Here is a 17,665-nt window from a genome sequence, read left to right as displayed (position 1 = left end):
CCTTCGTCATCGCGTGTCTGAGCGCGAGACGACCAGGCTGGTGGCCTGGGCTCAAGAAATGCGCGCGGTTCACGCGCGCCTGCGTTCCGCTCTGCGCCTGACTCTCGAGTCGGGCGACATGGCCGTCGACGACCTGCTGCTCTACTGCCGCGGGTTCTGTGCCGCCCTCGACGGCCACCACCGCGGCGAGGACCGCACCCTGTTCCCGGCCATCGCCGCCGCCCACCCGGAGTTGCGCCCGGTGCTGCGATCCCTGGAGCAGGACCATTCGATGATCGCCTACCTGCTGGGCGGCCTCCAGGCCGCCGTCGACCGCTCCGCCGGGCCCGAGGAGGTGCGGCGGCATCTGGAGGGCGTGGGCGCGATCATGGAAAACCATTTCCGGTACGAGGAACGCAAGCTCCTGACCGTCCTGGAGTCCCTCGACCTGCACGTCACACCGGAGGAGGCTCTGGGACCACTGTGAGACCCGCGTCCTCCATCACCGCGTCCTCGATCACCAGGTGCGGCAGCGTCTCGTACGCCGGCTGCTCCGGCCGTCCCGGCGGGAGAACCGGGCGCAGCGCCTCGAAGACACGGCGTACCGCGGCGTCGTCGTAGTCGAAGGTCGTCCGGGTGGCCCGCAGCAGCAGGCCACCCGGCGCCAACTCGACGACCTCGGTGAACGCGCCGCTGTCGCGCATCACCGCCGCCCCGCCGAGGGCTGACGCGATCGCCGCCGGGCAGACCGTCACCCAGCCGTATCCGCGCAGGTGGCGGCGGCTGTCGCGGAGACTGTCCTCATCCGAGCGCCGCAGCGCCCAGTCCAGATCGGTCGACGGTCCCATCCGGACCCGGTCGGCGATCTCGCCGTACCCGAGGTCGGCCCGGTCGCCGACCGTGCGGACCACGTCGACCACGGCGTCGGCGAGCGCCGGCATGGCCGACGCGTCGACGAGCCCCGCGCTGAGGGTGAGCTGGAGGTACGGTCCGTCATGCCGCCAGGCGCCGAGCCGGACGTGCTCGACCGGCCCGTGTGGCCGCTCGTCGCCGTAACCCCAGGTCGCCCAGGCGCTCTCCAGGCTCGGATGCATCATGTCCGCCCACGAGCGGCGCCGCACCGTCACCCCGTGCCGACCGCCGTGGCTGCGCCGCATCCGGGGCGCCCCGGCCGGCCGGACCATCGGCCCGAGCGCCGCCTCGGCCGTGTCGTGCCACAGCTGCGCGATCGCGAGGTCGGCCTCGTCCAAATACACGGCCGCCCACAGCACCGGCGGCTCCGGTTCGCCGTTGAGCACCCAATCCGGCGCCTGTGCTCCCACCATGCGGTCCTCCCCCGGTCCCCGGACACGGTAACGGCGATGTCGATCGCCGCGCCGGCCGCCGTCGCGGGGACGGCACGGCCGGCGCCGGAAACGACGAACGGCCCCTCCCCTGCTGGGAAAGGACCGTAGCTGTCGGGGTCAGGCGGATTCTGCCGACTGTTCGCGCTGAATCCTGCGGTTCTCCTCGAGCGCCTCCTCGAGTTGATCCTCGAGGATGATTATCCGGCAGGCCGCCTCCAGGGCGGTGCCGGCGTCGACCATCTCCCGGGCCCGCACAGCGAGGCGCAGCTGGTAGCGGGAGTAGCGCCGGTGGCCACCGGCGGAGCGGAACGGGGTGAACAGCTTCGCCTCGTCGAGCCGGCGCAGGAACTCCTGCGAGGTGCCGACGATCTCCGCGGCGCGGCCCATCGTGTAGGCGGGGTAGTCATCGTCATCAAGCATGGCTTCCGAACGTGCCATATGGACCTTTCGCGCGACGAGGGCCCCGGCGCACAAGCGCCGGGGCCCAGGGTTACGGGTCAAACACCATCTACCGAAAGATTCATCGGTTTTCTCGTTTCCGCACGCGTCGTCAGGGACGACGTGAGGTGCGGGGATCGCATAAGCGTGACCGGAGACCACCTCTCAATCAAAGGCAACTACGGTGTCCGCTCCTGGGCCCGAACTCGACCTGGTAGCGGGCGATCCAACGGTGTTGAGCCCTCCCTTTCCTCTACTTCTTCCTGCAATCCTGTGTTGCTGTCCGCCGGCATGGAGACCCCACGCGACTTCATGGCCCCCACACGTGCGACGAACTGTTCTGACCAGGGAGCCCCGAACACCACATCAGCTCCCTGACTGCCCCGACCTGGAACTACGTCAGGGTCTTCACTTACCACTTCCCTTACCGAATTTCTGGGCGACGGAGGTCGGCCTCCATCGCGGATGCTGAGCGAGCCACGATGATCCGGGCCCTGCTTGACGCTCAGCACGTCGTCTGCGTTTTCGACGATCTCTCGTTGTCAACACCGGATACGTTACCCACACCGCAACAGAAAATCTAGTTCTTTGGACCTAGTTTTTCTGGGGTGTCCCGCCGAGGCCAGCTGAGCCGGGTCTGCGGTGTCAGAGGAAGCTGACGTTCTGGGCCAGGGCCAGGGTGCTCGAGTAGTTGACGGTGTTGGTGGCCCGGCGCATGTAGGCACGCCACGCGTCCGAGCCCGACTCACGGCCGCCGCCGGTCTCCTTCTCGCCCCCGAAGGCTCCGCCGATCTCGGCGCCGGACGTGCCGATGTTGACGTTGGCGATGCCGCAGTCGGAGCCGTCCGCGGCCAGGAAACGTTCGGCCTCCTGCTGGTCCCGGGTGAAGATCGACGACGACAGGCCCTGCGGCACGTCGTTGTGCAGGGCCACCGCCTCCTCGAACCTGTCGTAGGTGAGCACGTACAGGATCGGCGCGAAGGTCTCCTCACGGACGATGCCGGACTGGCGGGGCATCCGCACGATCGCCGGTTCGACGTAGGCGCCGCCCACCGTGTCCAGGCGGCGGCCACCGGCGACGATCTTGCCGCCGTCGGCCTGGGCGCGCTCCAGGGCGGCGGTCATGGCGTCCGCGGCCGCGTCGGTGATCAGGGGGCCGACCAGGGTGGCGTCCTCGAACGGATCGCCGATCGGCAGCCGGCCGTAGACGGTGGCCAGCTTCTCGACCAGTTGGTCGGCGACGTCGCGGTGCACGATGAGACGGCGCAGGGTGGTGCAGCGCTGGCCGGCGGTTCCGGCGGCGGCGAACACGATGCCCTGCAACGCGAGGTCCAGGTCGGCGGAGGGTGCCACCACCGTCGCGTTGTTGCCGCCGAGCTCCAGCAGGACCCGGCCGAAGCGGGCGGCGACCCGCGGGGCGACCTCGCGGCCCATCCGGGTGGAGCCGGTGGCGCTGACCAGGGCCACCCGCGGGTCGTCGACGAGCCGCTCGCCGACGGCGCGGCCGGCGAGCAGCAGCCGGTGCAGCTCACGGGGTGCGCCCACCTGCTCGATCGCGCGGTCCAGCAGGCGACTGGCGGCGAGCGAGACCAGCGGGGTCAGTTCGCTGGGCTTCCACACGACGGCGTCGCCGCAGACCAGCGCCACGGCCGTGTTCCACGACCAGACGGCCGCGGGGAAGTTGAAGGCCGAGATCACTCCGACCACACCGAGCGGATGCCAGGTCTCGGCGAGGCGGTGGCCGGGCCTTTCCGAGGCGATCGTACGGCCGTAGAGCTGCCGTGACAGTCCGACGGCGAACTCACAGATGTCGATCATCTCCTGGACCTCGCCGAGCGCCTCGGAGCGGATCTTCCCGGCTTCGATGGTGATCAGGTCGGCGAGGTCGGATTTATGGGTACGCAGGAGTTCGCCCAGCGTGCGCACGAGGTCGCCACGGGCCGGCGCGGGCGTGGTACGCCACGTGCGGAACGCCTCCGCGGCCTCGCCGATCGCCCGCTCCGCCTCCTCGGCGGTGGTGGCCCGCAGCCCGAACAGCTGCTCGCCGGTGATCGGGGACCGCGCGGGGAGGTCGTCGCCCACGGGCACGGTCACCCCGATCCGGTCGAGGGCGCCCTGGGCACGGTCGCGCAGCTGCAGGGTGGTCGGCAGGAAGCTCATGGGATGTCCTTCAGCGTCGTCAGGTGCAGGGTCGCGGCGGCCGTCTCGATGGAGGCGGTCTGCTCCCGTGCGTACAGATGGAAGGGGTTGTGGATGTCTCTGCCGATCGCCCCGGCGAGCCAGTCCTGGTCGTAGCCGACGCCCGTGGCCCGGGTGTCGCGGCTGCCCTCGCTGCCGAGGTTGGACTGGAAGATCCCGGCGGCCGAGCGGGGCAGGAAGTCCTCGTAGACGATCGGGGTGGCCGTCACCCAGCCCTGTTCGACCAGGTCGGAGAGGCTTTCCGGGGGTACGCCACCGGGCCGGCCGGCAGCGGCCGTGTAGGTGAAGTACGCGAGGTCCTGCTCACGGAGGCCGGCTTCGGTGTCCGGCAGGCCCTGCTCCCAGACCTCGACGGCCACGTCCGCGCGGCTGCGCCCGGGACTGCCGGCCGACCTCTGGTCGATCTCGGTGAGCAGTGTGTCGTACCGTGATCGGCCTTTCGGGGTGAGGGCGACGCCGCGTGCCTCGACCTCGCCGAACCGGACGCGCAGGGCACCGGTGGTGATCGTGCCGTCGGGCTCGCGCAGGGCGCGGGGTTCGGCGAGGGCGCGGAAGGACGTCTGGCGCAGCAGGACGTCGGGGCCGCGCCAGCGGGGCGGGCCCTGGATGGCGTCGATCATCTCGATGCCGCGGCCGGTCATCCGCCGGTAGAGCTCGTCGATGTCGAGCACGCGCGGGGTGAGGTGGTTGATGTGGGTGCTGCGCACTCCGCCGATGTCGGCGGCGACGGCGGACACCGCCTCGAGTTCGGCGTACCAGGCGCGGTCGACGGGTTCCGGTGAGAGTTCGAAGGCCTGGACAGCGAGGTCGAGGAACCGTTCGGCGTCGTCGGCGGGCAGGCCGTGTTCGGCTTCGGCACGGTCGGCGAGGCCGAGCAGTTCGGGACCGAACAGTTCACGGGCTGCGAGGAACGTCTCCAGGCGGGTACGCAGGCCGGGGCTGAAGAACCGCGGGTCGGCCGGCGTCAGCATCGAGGTGAAGACCCGGAACGGGTTGCGGGCCAGCTCGTCGGCGTCGACCGGGCGGAAGGCCGTGGAGATCACCGGGACGGCGCTCTTCGCGGCCTCCCGCAGGTCGTAGAAGCCGACCGGGCGCATGCCGAGCGCCCCGAAGATCCGGGCGACCTGGGCCAGCTCGGCCGGGGTGCCGACGCGGATGGCACCGTGCCGTTCGGCGGTGATCCGGTCGATGGTGCCGAGCCGTTGCGCCCGGTCACCCTCCCGGCTGACGACGTCGCGATTCACCTCCTCGGAGACCTGGACGAGAGTCTGGTAGGCGGGCACCTCACGTCCGTACATCGTGGAGAGGCGCCGGGCGAAGGCGGCCCGCAGTTGCCAGGGGGCGATCGTGCTCATCAGGTCCTCTCAGACGATGTGCGTCTCGGGGCGGCCCTCGGCGCCGAGAGCGAAACGGTCGGTGGACAGCGGGGACACGTCGACGAACGGGGTCCGGTCCAGGTAGAGGTCGCGGATCACCTCGCCGACCGCCGGCGCCTGGAGGAAGCCGTGGCCGGAGAACCCGGTGGCGTACAGCAGGTTCGCCGACCGGCCGATGATCGCGTTGTGGTCGGGGGTGACCTCGTACAGCCCGGCCCAGCCGTTGCGCAGGCCGACGTCGAGCAGGCCCGGCGCCCGGCGCCCCATGGCCGCGCCGAAACGGGGCAGCCAGGCGTCGGAGTAGTCGAGGTGGAAGCCGGGTTCCTGCTCCGGGTCGGACATGCCCATCAGCAGACCACGTCCCTCCCGGTGGAAATAGAAGGTCGAAGAGAAGTCGATGGTGAACGGCACGACGCCGGTCAGCTCCGGCATCGGCTCGGTGAAGATGATCTGCCGGCGCAGCGGGGTGACCGGCAGATCGACGCCGGCCATCGCGCCGACCGCCGCCGACCAGGCCCCGGCCGCGCAGATCACCGCGTCGGCCTCGATCGGGCCGCGGTCGGTGTGCACGGTACGGACCTCGCCGCCGGCCGTGTCCATGCCGGTGACCGTCACCCCGGTCCGCACGGTCGCGCCGTGCCGCCGGGCGCCCGAGGCGTAACCGAGCACCACCGACTCCGGCGTGCAGTGCCCGTCGTCGGGTGACCAGGCGGCGGCCAGCAGCCCGTCAGTGTTGATCAGCGGCGACAGCGCCTTCGCCTCGGCGACGTCGATCATGCGGCTGCCGACGCCCAGCTCGTTCTGGAGCTTGACGTCCTCCTCGAACGACGTGACGTCCTCGGGGGTGGACAGAAGGAAGAGATAACCGACCCGGTGCAGGTCGATCTCCTGGCCCGGGCGCCCGGCGAACCGCCCGAACGCCTCCAGACTGCGGGCGCCCAGCTCGATGTTGATCCGGTCGGAGAACTGCGCACGGACACCACCGGCGGCCCTGCACGTGGACCCGGCGCCGAGTTCGCCGCGTTCGAGGAGCACGACGTCGCGTACCCCCGCCTCGGCCAGATGGAAGGCGATGCTGGTGCCGATCGCACCGCCGCCGATGATCACGACCTTGCCCATGTCTCATGGTCGGCCGCGGTCTTCGTTGACGTCTATTCCTGATCTGCCGACGAAATCCTTTAGGTTTTCTATATGGACTGGACGAGCGTGCAGCTGCGGTCGCTCGTCGAGTTGCGCCGCCGCGGCACGGTCACCGCGGCCGCCGCCGCGCTCGGATACACCGCCGGGGCCATCTCCCAGCAGCTCAGCGCCCTGGAACGCGCCGCCGGTGTGCCCCTGCTGCGGCGGGTCGGGCGGCGTGTCGAACTCACCGACGCCGGGCTCGCGTTCGCCGGGCACGCCCAGCAGATCCTCGACATCGAGGCCGCCGCCACGGCCGCCCTCGAACGCAGCGCCGGCCGCGTCGCCGGGGAGCTGCAGATGGCGCTGTTCGCCACCGCGGCCGCCGAGATCCTCCCGGTGATGCTGGCCCGGGTCGCGCACCGTCATCCCGATCTCGTCGTGCGCAGCCGGGAACTGGTCGTCGACGACGTCTACGACGTGGTCGCCTCGGGGACCGTCGATCTCGCGGTAGGGCTGGAATACCCGGACGTGCCGATCCGCCGGGATCCGTCGCTGCGGGTGATGCCGCTGCACCGGGAACGGTTCGCGCTCGCCGCGCCGAGCGGGTCGCTGCCGCCGGGACCGGTCAGCCTGGCCGGCACCGGCGCGCCGCTCGGGTGGATCCTGCCGCCCGAGAACACCCACTACGGCCTGGCGATCCGCACCGTCTGCCGGCGCGCCGGGATCGAGCCGGTGCTGCGGCACGAGGTCGTCGACACCGCGGTGTCGTTGGCGCTGGTGGAGGCCGGGATCGGGCTCAGCACGGTCACCGGACTGATGCTGCGCCTGCGGCCGTCGCGGTTCGACGTGCTGCCACTGGTGGAGACCTTCGAGCGGCACATCGTCGCGGTGGTCCGGTCATCGGCCGAGCATCGGCCCAACGTCGCGGCTGTTCTTCAGGTGCTGCGGGAGTTGCAGCTCGAACCCGTCGGCGGTCAGGGCGGTCAGAAACTCGGTGGGGTCGACGAGGTCCTCGAGGTGGGCGACTCCGGGGTTCAGCGCGGGTAGGCGGCGGATCACGTGGGCGGCCACCAGGCCGGTGGCGCGGCTCTGACCGTGGCCGGTGAACGACGCCCGGACGCCACCGGCCTCGGCGATCACCGCGAAACCGTCGGACCCCAGGTGGAGGCCGCCGAAGAGGCGGTCGGTGAGGGGCCTGATCGCCGGGCTCTTCAAGAACCTCGCGACGGCAGGGCGGTTGGCGGCGCCGAGCAGCGCGGTCGAGGACCGCGAGTCGAGAGCCAATCCGGTACGCACGTCCGGCAGCTTGAGGGTGTGCTGGTCGGAGAAGGGGAACCGGTGCACGGTCCGGCGCCCGAAGGGTGCCGGGAAGTCGGCGGTCCAGGAGCCCTGTTCCTGTCCGAGGCCGTCGACGGTCCAGGCCACGGCGGCGGTGCCGTGGCGCTCCCCCGAGCCGAGCAGCACCCCGATCCGGACCGGCTCGCCGGGAGCGAGGTCGCTGACGTGCCGGGCCAGCAGGTTGGTGACGCCGGGAGCGATGCCGACGCTGAGCACGGCGGGTGCGTCCGCGACGTGAACCCTCTCCAACTCGGCGATCACCGACGGGGTGGCGGTGATGTCGGCGTAGCCGATACCGCGGTCGAGGCAGGCGCGGGCGAGGCGGGCGTTGCCGGTCTCGACGCACATCAGCACGGCATCGACCCCGTCGAGCGCGGCGTCGATCTGGGCCGGATCGCGCAGGTCGAGGCGGATCGCATGGGCATGTTTCGCCCGGTCGGGGTTCCGCCCGGCGACGACGACCTCGGTGTGCCCGGCCAGCCCCGCGGCGGCTTCACGGCCGACCGCGCCGTACCCGCCGACGATCAGGGTTTTTGTAGTCATGCTCTAAGAATGTTTTTGTAGTGCCGCTATAGTCAAGCGTTGTGACCGGAAAAACCGACGGCCGGGCCGAGCGGGCCCGCGCCACCCGAGCCCGTATCGTCGCCGCCGCGACAGCGACGTTCACCACGTCCGGGTATGCGACGACCAGCATCAACGCCATCGCGGCGGCGGCCGGGGTGAGCGAGCAGACGGTCTACTACTCGTTCGGCAACAAGCGAGCGGTGCTGGTGGCGGCCCTGGACCGGGCCATCGCCGGCGACGACGAGCCGATTCCGACACTGGACCGCCCGTGGGTCCATGCCGCCTTGGCCGAGCCCGACCCGAATCGCCAGATCGAACTCCAGGTGGAGGGCGTCGGGGAGGTGCTGCGCCGCGCTGCCCGCCTGCTCGACATCATCCGCAACGCCGCCACGGATCCGGAGCTGGCCGAGGTCTGCGCGACGAGCATCAACCATCACCGCGAGGTGCAGCGGACCTTCGCCGCGTCCCTCGCCGAGAAGACCCCCTTGCGTACGGAAGTGGCAGCGGCCGCCGACACCGCGGTGGCGCTGCTCTCCCCCGAGACCTACCTACTGCTCGTGGACCACCTGGGGTGGCCCCACGACCGCTGGCGCACCTGGGCCGCCGACTGCCTGACCCGCACCCTGATCGCCTGAGGCCTGGCCGTTCCCGTCCGACACCGGAATCCCGCGGTAGCCAAGGCGAGGTTTTCAAGATCTTGTATGGGTGGCCTGGAGGTGCCTGACCGCTGGCGAGAGGCGTTCTGTGGTGCTAGTCAGTCGGGAAGCTGGAACTGCCGGGTCCGGCGGGCGCTCAGGAGGAGCAGGAAGACACCCGCTCCGAGCAGGACCGTGCCGCCGGCCAGCAGGGGAAGGTGGTCGCCGCCGGTGATCGGGTTGTCGCCCGGGTCACCGCCGTCGTCGGTGCGCGACGGTGACGGGGACGGCGAACGTGACGGGGGCCGCGACGCCGGGGCGGTGCGCGACGGCGACCGGCTCGGCGTCACCGACCGGGACGGCGAGACCGACGGCGACGGCGTACGGCTGGGCGACGGGGACGACGAAGTGGTCACCGACGGCGACGGCGACGGTACGGGGCCCGGCACGGACGGCTCGATCGAGGCCGGCGCGTCGGCCTGCACCCCGCCCGTGTTACCGGGGGTGGTGGCGTTCGCCCGTACCAGGAAATTGCCGTGGCCGGCGGCGATGTCGTCGGCCGTCAGATGGTAGGTGTCGGACACGCAGGTCATGCTCTCGCCCGGTGCGAGGGTGGTCTTCGGGCAGGTGACGCCGACCGGCAGCCCGGTCAGGTGGATGTCGTGCAGGGTGACGTTGCCGGTGTTGACGACGACGATCGTGGACGTGACGTCGTCGCTGGTGCCGAGGGCACCGTCGCCGTCGACGTCGGCCCAGGCGACGGTCTGTTCGGCGGCGACGGCGGGCGCCTGCGGCTCGACCGGGGTGTCGACGGCGGCCGGGCCGGACTCGAACGGTGCCGTGGCGCCCGGTTCGAGGCCGGTGACGGTGGCGATCGTGGTGATGATGCGGTCGCTGTCGATGTCCTCCTGGGTGACCACGTACAGGTCGGGGGCGACACAGGTCATCAGCTCCCCCACCGCGAGGCTGGACTTCGGGCACGGGATGGCACCCATCCGTACGTCGGTCACGGCGACCGAGGACATCGTCACGTTGCCGTTGTTGAGGACCAGGTAGCGGTACCGGATGCCGTCGCCGACGGCGGGTCTGCCGTTGGTGGAGGTGATGTCGGCCGGGCGTACCGTCCGGTCCTCGATGGTGGCGCTGATGTCGATGACGAGGCTGCCGTGCCCGGCCACCAGCCGGATCGTCGCCGCGTCCTCGTCGTAGGCGGTGTCGGCGGGTGTTCCGGGTCGCCGGCCGGTCACCGTGGCGGGTTCGCGGATGGCCCGGTCGGCGTCGATGTCGGCCTGGTTGATGGTGTACGCCGCCTGGCTCGTGCAGATCATCGAGGCGCCCACGGGCAGGCTGGTGCCGGGGCACTGGGCGAGCCCGACGAGCCGGTCGTCGACGGCGATGCCGGCGACCTCGACGTCGCCGTCGTTGACGACCGTGTACCGGAAGCGCACCGTGTCACCGGCGCGCGCGGCGAGCTGGCTGGACGCCGGGGTGACCACGGCGGCGACGGACAGGTCGAGTGAGTCGGCGGCGACGGCCATCTGCTCGGTGTCGGTGGCCGGCCCGAACGTCAGATCGGTGGTGGCGCCGGGAGCACGGCCGCTGACCTGGGCACTCTCCACGATGGGCAGCCCGGCCTCCACGTCGGGCTGGGTCACCCGGTACGGCGTGCCGGCGACGCAGGTGGTGGTGGCGCCCGCGGCGAGCGTGCTCGCCAGGCAGTTCGCGGTTCCGGTACGGGTGCCGGTCACGGTGATCGACGTCATCGTGACGTTGCCGGTGTTCCGGACGGTGAACCCGTAGTCGACGATGTCGTCGCGGACCAGCTGGTCACGGTGCCCACCGGGGGTGACGGCGGACTCGGCGACGATGGTCAGGGCGGGCCCGGCGACGACCACCGGAAAACTGGCCTGCGGGGTCAGGAGCGTGCCGGCGGCGGCATCGCCCGGTCTGCGCCCGGCAATGGTGACGGTGGTGCCGACCGGGACGTTGGCGTCGATGTCGGCGGTGGTGACCGTGTACGTGGAGGCACTGGTGCAGATCATCGACGCCCCCGGAGCCAGGGTCGTGCCGGGGCAGCTCGCCGTGCCGGCCAGCGGGTCGCTGATCGTGATGCCGGTGATCGTCTGGTTGCCGTTGTTGGTCAGTTCGGTCCGGTACTGGACGGTGTCACCCGCCTCGGCCGCGGTCTGGTGCCCGGCCGGGGTGACCACCGCGTCGACGGTCGCGGTCAATGACGGCGCTGGCGGGGCGACCGCGGTCGAGGCGACGGCCGGGCCGTACGAGTACGGCGCCGGGAGCCCGATCTGCCGGCTGAGCACGTAGGCGTCGGAGAGGATCGGCTGCCCGCCGTCGACGTCACCCTGCGACACCGGATAGGCCGGCCCGCCCGTGCAGGTCACCGTGCCGGCCGGTGCGACCGTCACGGCGGGGCAGCTCACCGGTCCGATCAGGCTGTCGGTGACGGCGAAGTTGTCCATCGTCACGTTGCCGTCGTTGGTGATCGTGTAGGCGTACGAGATGGTGTCCCCGGCCGCGGCTGCGGTCTGCCGCGACGGGTCGGAGACGGTGGCCGCGCTGGTGATCGTCAGGGACGGCGCCGCGGCGGCGACCGGGGCGCTCGCGGTCTGCGGCCCGAAGATCAGATCGGTGAGCGTGCCGAAGCGGCGGGCGGCGGCCTGGGCGGTGTCGGTGATCGCCAGCCCCGTGTCGATGTCGTTCTGGGTGATGGTGGCGCTGGTGGCGCCGGTGCAGGTCGTGGTGAGGCCGGGGGCGAGCGAGGTCGCCAGGCAGGTCGCGGTTCCGGAGGTGTCGCCGCTGACCACGAGGTCGGTCATGGTGACGTTGCCGATGTTGCGCACCGTGATGCCGAAGGCGACGGTGCTGCCGACGACGGTGCCGGTGGGCACGGCGACCGGGGTGATGTGCAGCAGCGGGTTGGCGGGCGCGACCGGCACCGCCACCGGGAACGAGTCCGGCAGCAGGACGGGGGCCAGGTCCAGAGGGCTCTGCGCGGTCACCGCGAAGGTCGACGTGACCGGGCCGCCGGTGTCGAGGTCGCTCTGGAGGACGGTGTAGGCGGTCCCGCTGGTGCAGGTCATCGACGCGCCGGCGGCCAGGGTGGTGAACGGGCAGACGGCGGTGCCGGTCAACGGGTCACTGAGACTGATCGCGGTCATCAGCTGGTTGCCGTTGTTGGTGACCAGGATGCTGTGCGTGATGGTGTCGGTGACCGCTACGGCGTACCGATTGGCAGCCGGGTTGACCGTCGGTGTGATGGTGACGGTGAGTGAGGCGGTCGCCCGCTCCAGCGCCACACTCGCGCTGCCGGTGGCATAGGTGCCGTCCATTCCGGCGCCGGGTGCGCGGGCGGCGAGGACGGCGTTGTCGACGATCGGGTTCCCGGCGGTGATGTCGCCCGCCGTGACGGTGTAAGCCGAGGCGCCGGTGCAGGTCATCGACGCACCGACGGCGAGGGACGTGAACGGGCAGTTGACGCCGCCGGCGATCGGGTCGGTCACGCCGATCGAGGACATCGTCACGTTGCCGGTGTTGCTGACGTCGTAGGTGTAGTCGATCGTGTCGCCCGCCTGCGCCTGGCTCTGCCGGGAAGCCGGGTTCACGGTCGCGGTGACCAGCATGTTCAGGGCGGGGACGGCCGGGGCGACACCGACGGTGACGGTGAACGGCCCGAACGACGGGCTGGTGGCGGCGGGTGTGGTGCCGGTGGCGGTGGCGCTCGCGGTGATCGGCAGGCCGGCGTCGATCCGGGCCTGGGTCACCGTGAGCGGTACGGCGGTGGTGCAGGTCATCGACGCGCCGACGGCCAGGGAGGTGAACGGGCAGTTCACCGCCCCGGTGAGGGCGTCGGTGAGGCCGATGCCGGTCATGGTCACGTTGCCGTCGTTGACGACGGTGTACGTGTAGGTGATCGTGTCGCCGACCCGGACGGCGCTCTGGTGCGCGGCCGGGGACACGGTGGCGACCGCGGTCACGGAGAGCGACGGTGTCGGTCCGGCCACCGGTACGGTCGCGGTGTTCGACCCGTAGACGGTGTTGAGGGCGGCACCGGGCCCACGACCGGAGACGGAGGCGGTCGCCACCACACCGGTCGCCGCGTCGACGTCTCCCTGGGTGACGGTGTAGGTGCCGACGGCCGTGCAGGTGGCGGTGGCGCCGGCGGCGAGCGGCGTGGCCGGGCAGGTGGCGGCGCCGAGCCGGGTGTCGCTGACGACGATGTTCGACATGGTCACGTTGCCGTTGTTGGTGACCGTGTACGAGTACGCGATCGTGTCCCCGGCGCGGGCCGCGGTCTGGCGGGCGAGCGGGGTGACGGCCGGGACGACGGCGACGGCGAGGGCCGGGGCGGCCACGGCGACCGGCACACCGACGGTGAACGGACCGTAGTTGGCAGCCGGGGCGCCGGGGGCACGGCCGGCGACGGTGACGCTGTCGGTGATCGGGGTGCCGGCGTCCACGTCGGACTGGGTCACCCGGTAGGAGGCGGAGCTGGTGCAGGTCATCGTCGTGTTCACGGCCAGGGTGGAGGCCGGGCAACTGGCGGTGCCGACCTTCGTGTCGGTGACGGCGATCGAGGACATCGTGACGTTGCCGTTGTTCGTCACCGCGTACGAGTAGCTGATCGTGTCGTTGGGGGCCGCGGCGCTCTGCCGGGCCGGCGGTGTCACGGCGGCGGTGACCACCGCGGTGAGCGACGGCGCGGCCGCGGCCACCGGGACACCGGTGGAGAACGGCCCGAACGTGCGGGTGGTGTTCGAGCCGGCCAGGCGCCCGCCGACGGTGGCCGAGTCGCGGATCGGTACGCCGTCGTCCACATCGCCCTGCGTGACCACGTAGGGGCTGCTGCTGGTGCAGGTCATCGCCGCGCCGACGGCGAGGGAGGTGCCGGGGCAGGTCACCGGTCCGCCCCGGGTGTCGGTGACGGAGAGCTGGCCGAGGGACGCGTTGCCGTCGTTGGTCACCACGTACGTGTAGGTGACCGTGTCGCCGGCCTGCGCCGCACCGGTGTGCCCGGCCGGGTTGACCGCCGCGGTGACGGTGGCCCGCAGGGACGCCGTACCGCCGGCGAGTTGCACGGTGACCGGTGCCGGGCCGAAGCTGACCGCCGCCGCGCCGCCGGGAGGGCGGGCGTTGACCGTCGCGTTGTTGTAGACCGGCTGCTGGGCGTCGAAGTCCGCCTGGGTGATCGTGTACGGGACGGGACTGCTGCAGACCATCTGCGCACCGGCGGCCAGCGTCGTGCCCGGGCAGTCGGCGGTCCCGGTCAGCGCGTCCCGTACGACGACCTGGCTCATCGTCACGTTGCCGTCGTTGACGACGGTGAACCGGTAGGTGACGGCGTCCCCGGTCAGCGCCGCGTTCTGCCGGCTGGACGGTGTGACCGTGGCGGTGCCGGTGATCTTCAACGAGGCGGTGCTGGGGGTGATGGCCACGGCGGTCTGTGCGGTGTTGTTGGCCGTCGCCGGGTCGGTGCTGTCGGCCGACACCACCCGGACCACGTTGTTCGGGGTGCCGGCGCTGAGCGCGGTACCGGACAGGGTCAGGGTGACCGATCCGCCGGCCGCGAGCGCCGGGATCGACCAGCGGCCGGTGCCCGGGTCGTAGCTGCCGAACCCCGACCCGGCACTGATCAGCAGGCCGGTCTGCGGCTGGACCTGGACCACCACGTTGGCCACGTCGGACGGTCCGCTGTTGCGGGCGGTGACGGTGAACTGCACCGGGTCGGTGGCCACCACCGTCGGGCTGCCGGTGGTCTGGGCGAGGTCGAGGTCGGAGATGTGCTCGACGGTCGCCGTCGTGGTGACGCTGTCGTTGGCGGCGACCGGGTCGGTCGAGGTGGACGAGACGGTCACGGTCCGGGCGAACGCAGTGCCGCTGTATCCCGGTTTCAGCAGGGTGTCGAGGGTGATGGTCCAGGTCGTCGAGGCATCCATCAGTGACCGGGTGCAGATGAACAGGCCACCGTCGGGGGTGATGCCGTTGAGGTCGGTGGTGCCCTGGAACGAGCAGGACCCGGCGGAGGTGGAGGCGGTCGGCACGGTCTGCCCGGCCGGTACCGGCCGCTGGAGCAGGACACCCTCGGCACGGGTCGGGCCGGCGTTGGCGACCGTCACGACGCTGCGGACCCGCTCGCCGGGCACCAGCGTGTGGCCGCCGCGGTCGAGGTTGACGAGCGTCTGCGTCACCGACAGGTCACTGCGCAGCAGCACCGTGAAGTTGGCGGTCTGCTTGTCGTTGGCGGCGTTCGGGTCGGTGGTCGTGGTGACCACGGTGACCGTGGCGGTGCCCGGGCCGGCCTGGGCGTCGGGCCCGAGCACCACGCTGCCGGAGAGCGGGATCGTCGCCCCGGGCGGCAGATGCGGGATGGTGCAGGCGGTGGGTGTGCAGTAGGCGGCCATCGGTCCGGTGGACGGCCGGACGATGGTCACGCCGGGTGGCAGGACCGGGATGAACGAGACGTTGTCCGCCATCGACGGGCCGTTGTTCTTCACCAGCAGGGTGTAGGTGGTGGTGTCCCCGGCGTACGCCGTGTACGTGCCGAGCGACAGGGTGATCCCGACGTCGGCGACCAGGGCGCCCGCACCGGTCACGGTGACGATGTTGTTGTTGACGTCCGGGTCCGGTGTGGCCGCCTTCAGGGAGACCGCGTTGTTCACGACCGGGTTGGAGTTCGACAGCGTCATCGTGATGGTGGCCGTCACGGTCGCCCCGGACGCGAGCGCGGCCAGCGAACATTCGATGGTGCCGGTCGACGTGGTGGCGCAGGTGCCGCCCGACAGGGTCGCCTGTGCGTTGGTCGATCCGATCGGGATCGGGTCGGACAGCACGATGGTCCGCGCCGTCGACGGGCCGTTGTTCTTGACCGTCACCGTGTACGTGATGGTGTCGCCACCGGCCGGCGCCGACGGCGAGTAGGTCATGGCGACGTCGAGGTCGGCGCTGCCGGTCACCGCGTTGCTCACCGATGCCGAGTTGTCCGACTGATTCGTCTCGTACGTGGCGCTGGTGATCGCCGCGCCCAGCGTGTACGACGTGCCCGGTGTCTCCCCGGAGGGCACGTTGCCGGTGACGGTCATGGTGCGGGTGGCGCCGGAGGCGATGCTCGGATGGTTGCACGTCGCCTTGGTGCCGCTGACCGTGCAGGTGCCACCGGCCGACGTCGCCGTCACGCCGGTCAGCCCCGACGGCACGGTCCCGGTGAGCACCACCGTGTTCGCGGTGTTGGGGCCGGCGTTGGCGGCCGTGACGGTGTAGCTCACCGACTGCCCGGCGACGACGGCCGTACTGCCCAGTGACGCGGTCACCGACAGGTCGGCCGCCGGGTTGACGGTCATGCTCACGCCGTTGGAGCTCGAGGTGGGCGAGGTGTTGGTGACCACCTCGGTGTAGGTGGCCGTCGCGTCGTTGTTCAGGGTCGTGTTGGCGATCGACGACCCGACGACGACCTGGTAGGACATCGTCTGCGACTCACCGGGCGCCAGGGTTCCGCCGGCCGAGCCGGTGGCGCCGGTGCCGACCCGCAGGTTGAGCGTGCGGCTGCCGCTGACGTACTCACCGGCGTCGTCGCCGACGGTGTCGGTCGGTTTCGTGGTCGTCGACCCGGTCACCGACCGCAGTGACCCCGGGACGTAGGTGGTTCCGGGCGGCAGTGTGTCGGTGATGGTCGACAGGTTGGCCGGGCTGCCGCCGTCGTTGCGGGTGTTCACCGTGTAGGTGAGCGTGTCACCGACGTTGGCGGTCGAGGAGCCGGAGGTGTTGACGACCGCGGTGGTGGTGGTCAGGCAGCCGGCCGAACCGAACGACACCGCGTCCAGGAAGTTGCCGATACTGGGGTCGGCGCTGGCCGACGACACCGACTTGAAGGCGAACCGGGTCTTGGTCTGCCCGGCCGGCACCGTGTAGGTGCCGGTGTAGGAACCCCACGTGGTCTTGTTGTCGGAGATGTTGGGGCCCTGTTGCGCCAGTGTCCCGGTGGGTGGCCCGATGATCACCGCCATCGTGTCGGTGCCGGTGCGGCCGCGGTGGTTGAGCTGCCATCGCAGGATCTGACCCGGGATCGTGGTGAGGTCTTGGTAGAGCGTCGACACCACGTTGGCGTTGAGTTCGGCGTGCTGGCTGCCGGACGCCGCCGGCACACCGCCGTAGCCGCGCCACAGCTCGATCATCTTGTCGAGGGCGGTGGTCAGCCAGCCCGGCACCAGAGTCTGGGCCATGATCGATACCTGGCCGGCCGGGATCACGGGCTGCTCGAAGTCGCCGTTGGTCAGCGACACCGCCGTCGGGCAGATCGTCTGCGCGGCCACCGCGGGCGTCACCCGGAAAGGCAGCACCAGTGACAACGTCAGCATCATCGTGATCGCGCCGAGCACAGTGGCGACGCGCCTGCCTAGCCCACGCACGGACTTCCCCCGTTGGTGCTGGTGACGCAGGCCGGAAGCCCGGCCCTACCCGGGCCATTGCAGGCTAATACGACACCAAGACCGCAAAAAAGAAAATCCTCATATTTGTACGGCCACCCGCGCCGAATACGACCGGGGCGATCATCGGGCGCCCGTCGGCGTCATTTCGAACCATTGACCGCAGCGGTCCCGGTGGTAACGCGACGTCGGAAAAGCCGCAGTACTTCCCTGCGTACGACAAATTGTCCGAA

At 71.0% G+C, this 17,665-nt stretch carries 9 protein-coding genes and 1 pseudogene; 3 read left to right on the top strand and 7 right to left on the bottom strand.

Annotation, left to right across the window (positions count from 1 at the left end; genetic code table 11):
• Positions 1 to 13 precede the first annotated feature (13 nt).
• On the top strand, positions 14 to 466 hold the full coding sequence (locus BC793_RS18115) for a hemerythrin domain-containing protein (RefSeq protein WP_109593713.1): 453 nt from the start codon (positions 14 to 16) through the stop codon (positions 464 to 466).
• Here the strand turns inward: BC793_RS18115 and BC793_RS18110 are convergent.
• The 5 genes from BC793_RS18110 to BC793_RS18090 all read right to left on the bottom strand — a co-directional run bounded on the left by BC793_RS18110 (position 435) and on the right by BC793_RS18090 (position 6,457).
• Entirely contained in the window at positions 435 to 1,304 is an 870-nt protein-coding gene (locus BC793_RS18110) for a hypothetical protein (RefSeq protein WP_109593712.1), read from the bottom strand. The genes BC793_RS18115 and BC793_RS18110 overlap by 32 nt on opposite strands.
• Before the next feature lie 138 nt (positions 1,305 to 1,442).
• A complete protein-coding gene (locus BC793_RS18105; protein ID WP_373871228.1) occupies positions 1,443 to 1,745 on the bottom strand; it encodes a MerR family transcriptional regulator in 303 nt (100 codons plus the stop codon).
• 663 nt (positions 1,746 to 2,408) lie between these two features.
• Complete coding sequence (gene amaB, locus BC793_RS18100) at positions 2,409 to 3,923, bottom strand: L-piperidine-6-carboxylate dehydrogenase (protein ID WP_109593711.1); 1,515 nt, start codon at positions 3,921 to 3,923, stop codon at positions 2,409 to 2,411.
• Positions 3,920 to 5,317: a 2-oxoadipate dioxygenase/decarboxylase gene (hglS, locus tag BC793_RS18095; RefSeq protein ID WP_109593710.1), complete on the bottom strand. Its 1,398-nt coding sequence runs from the start codon at positions 5,315 to 5,317 to the stop codon at positions 3,920 to 3,922. The genes amaB and hglS overlap by 4 nt, the downstream gene beginning before the upstream one ends.
• 9 nt (positions 5,318 to 5,326) lie before the next feature.
• Entirely contained in the window at positions 5,327 to 6,457 is a 1,131-nt protein-coding gene (locus BC793_RS18090) for an NAD(P)/FAD-dependent oxidoreductase (protein WP_109593709.1), read from the bottom strand.
• A 72-nt stretch (positions 6,458 to 6,529) separates the two neighbouring features.
• Between BC793_RS18090 and BC793_RS18085 the strand changes: the two are divergent.
• Positions 6,530 to 7,351, top strand: a pseudogene (locus tag BC793_RS18085) (LysR substrate-binding domain-containing protein); the annotation flags it as partial.
• A 6-nt stretch (positions 7,352 to 7,357) separates the two neighbouring features.
• Here BC793_RS18085 and BC793_RS51340 read toward each other — a convergent pair.
• Complete coding sequence (locus BC793_RS51340) at positions 7,358 to 8,341, bottom strand: saccharopine dehydrogenase NADP-binding domain-containing protein (protein ID WP_109593708.1); 984 nt, start codon at positions 8,339 to 8,341, stop codon at positions 7,358 to 7,360.
• 41 nt (positions 8,342 to 8,382) lie between these two features.
• On the opposite strand from BC793_RS51340, the gene BC793_RS18075 reads away from it, so the two are divergent.
• Positions 8,383 to 8,997, top strand: a complete 615-nt coding sequence (locus BC793_RS18075; protein ID WP_109593707.1) for a TetR/AcrR family transcriptional regulator — start codon at positions 8,383 to 8,385, stop codon at positions 8,995 to 8,997.
• Between the two features lie 119 nt (positions 8,998 to 9,116).
• Here BC793_RS18075 and BC793_RS49640 read toward each other — a convergent pair whose 3' ends face one another.
• Positions 9,117 to 17,345 (bottom strand): DUF7507 domain-containing protein, encoded by an 8,229-nt coding sequence (locus BC793_RS49640; protein ID WP_239170082.1) that lies wholly within the window; start codon positions 17,343 to 17,345, stop codon positions 9,117 to 9,119.
• Between the last annotated feature and the right edge of the window lie 320 nt (positions 17,346 to 17,665).

The sequence above is a fragment of the Actinoplanes xinjiangensis genome, from assembly GCF_003148685.1.
Lineage (GTDB): Bacteria > Actinomycetota > Actinomycetes > Mycobacteriales > Micromonosporaceae > Actinoplanes > Actinoplanes xinjiangensis.
The sequence above is the reverse complement of the archived record's forward strand: the minus strand, read 5'-3'. Positions and strand labels throughout refer to the sequence as shown.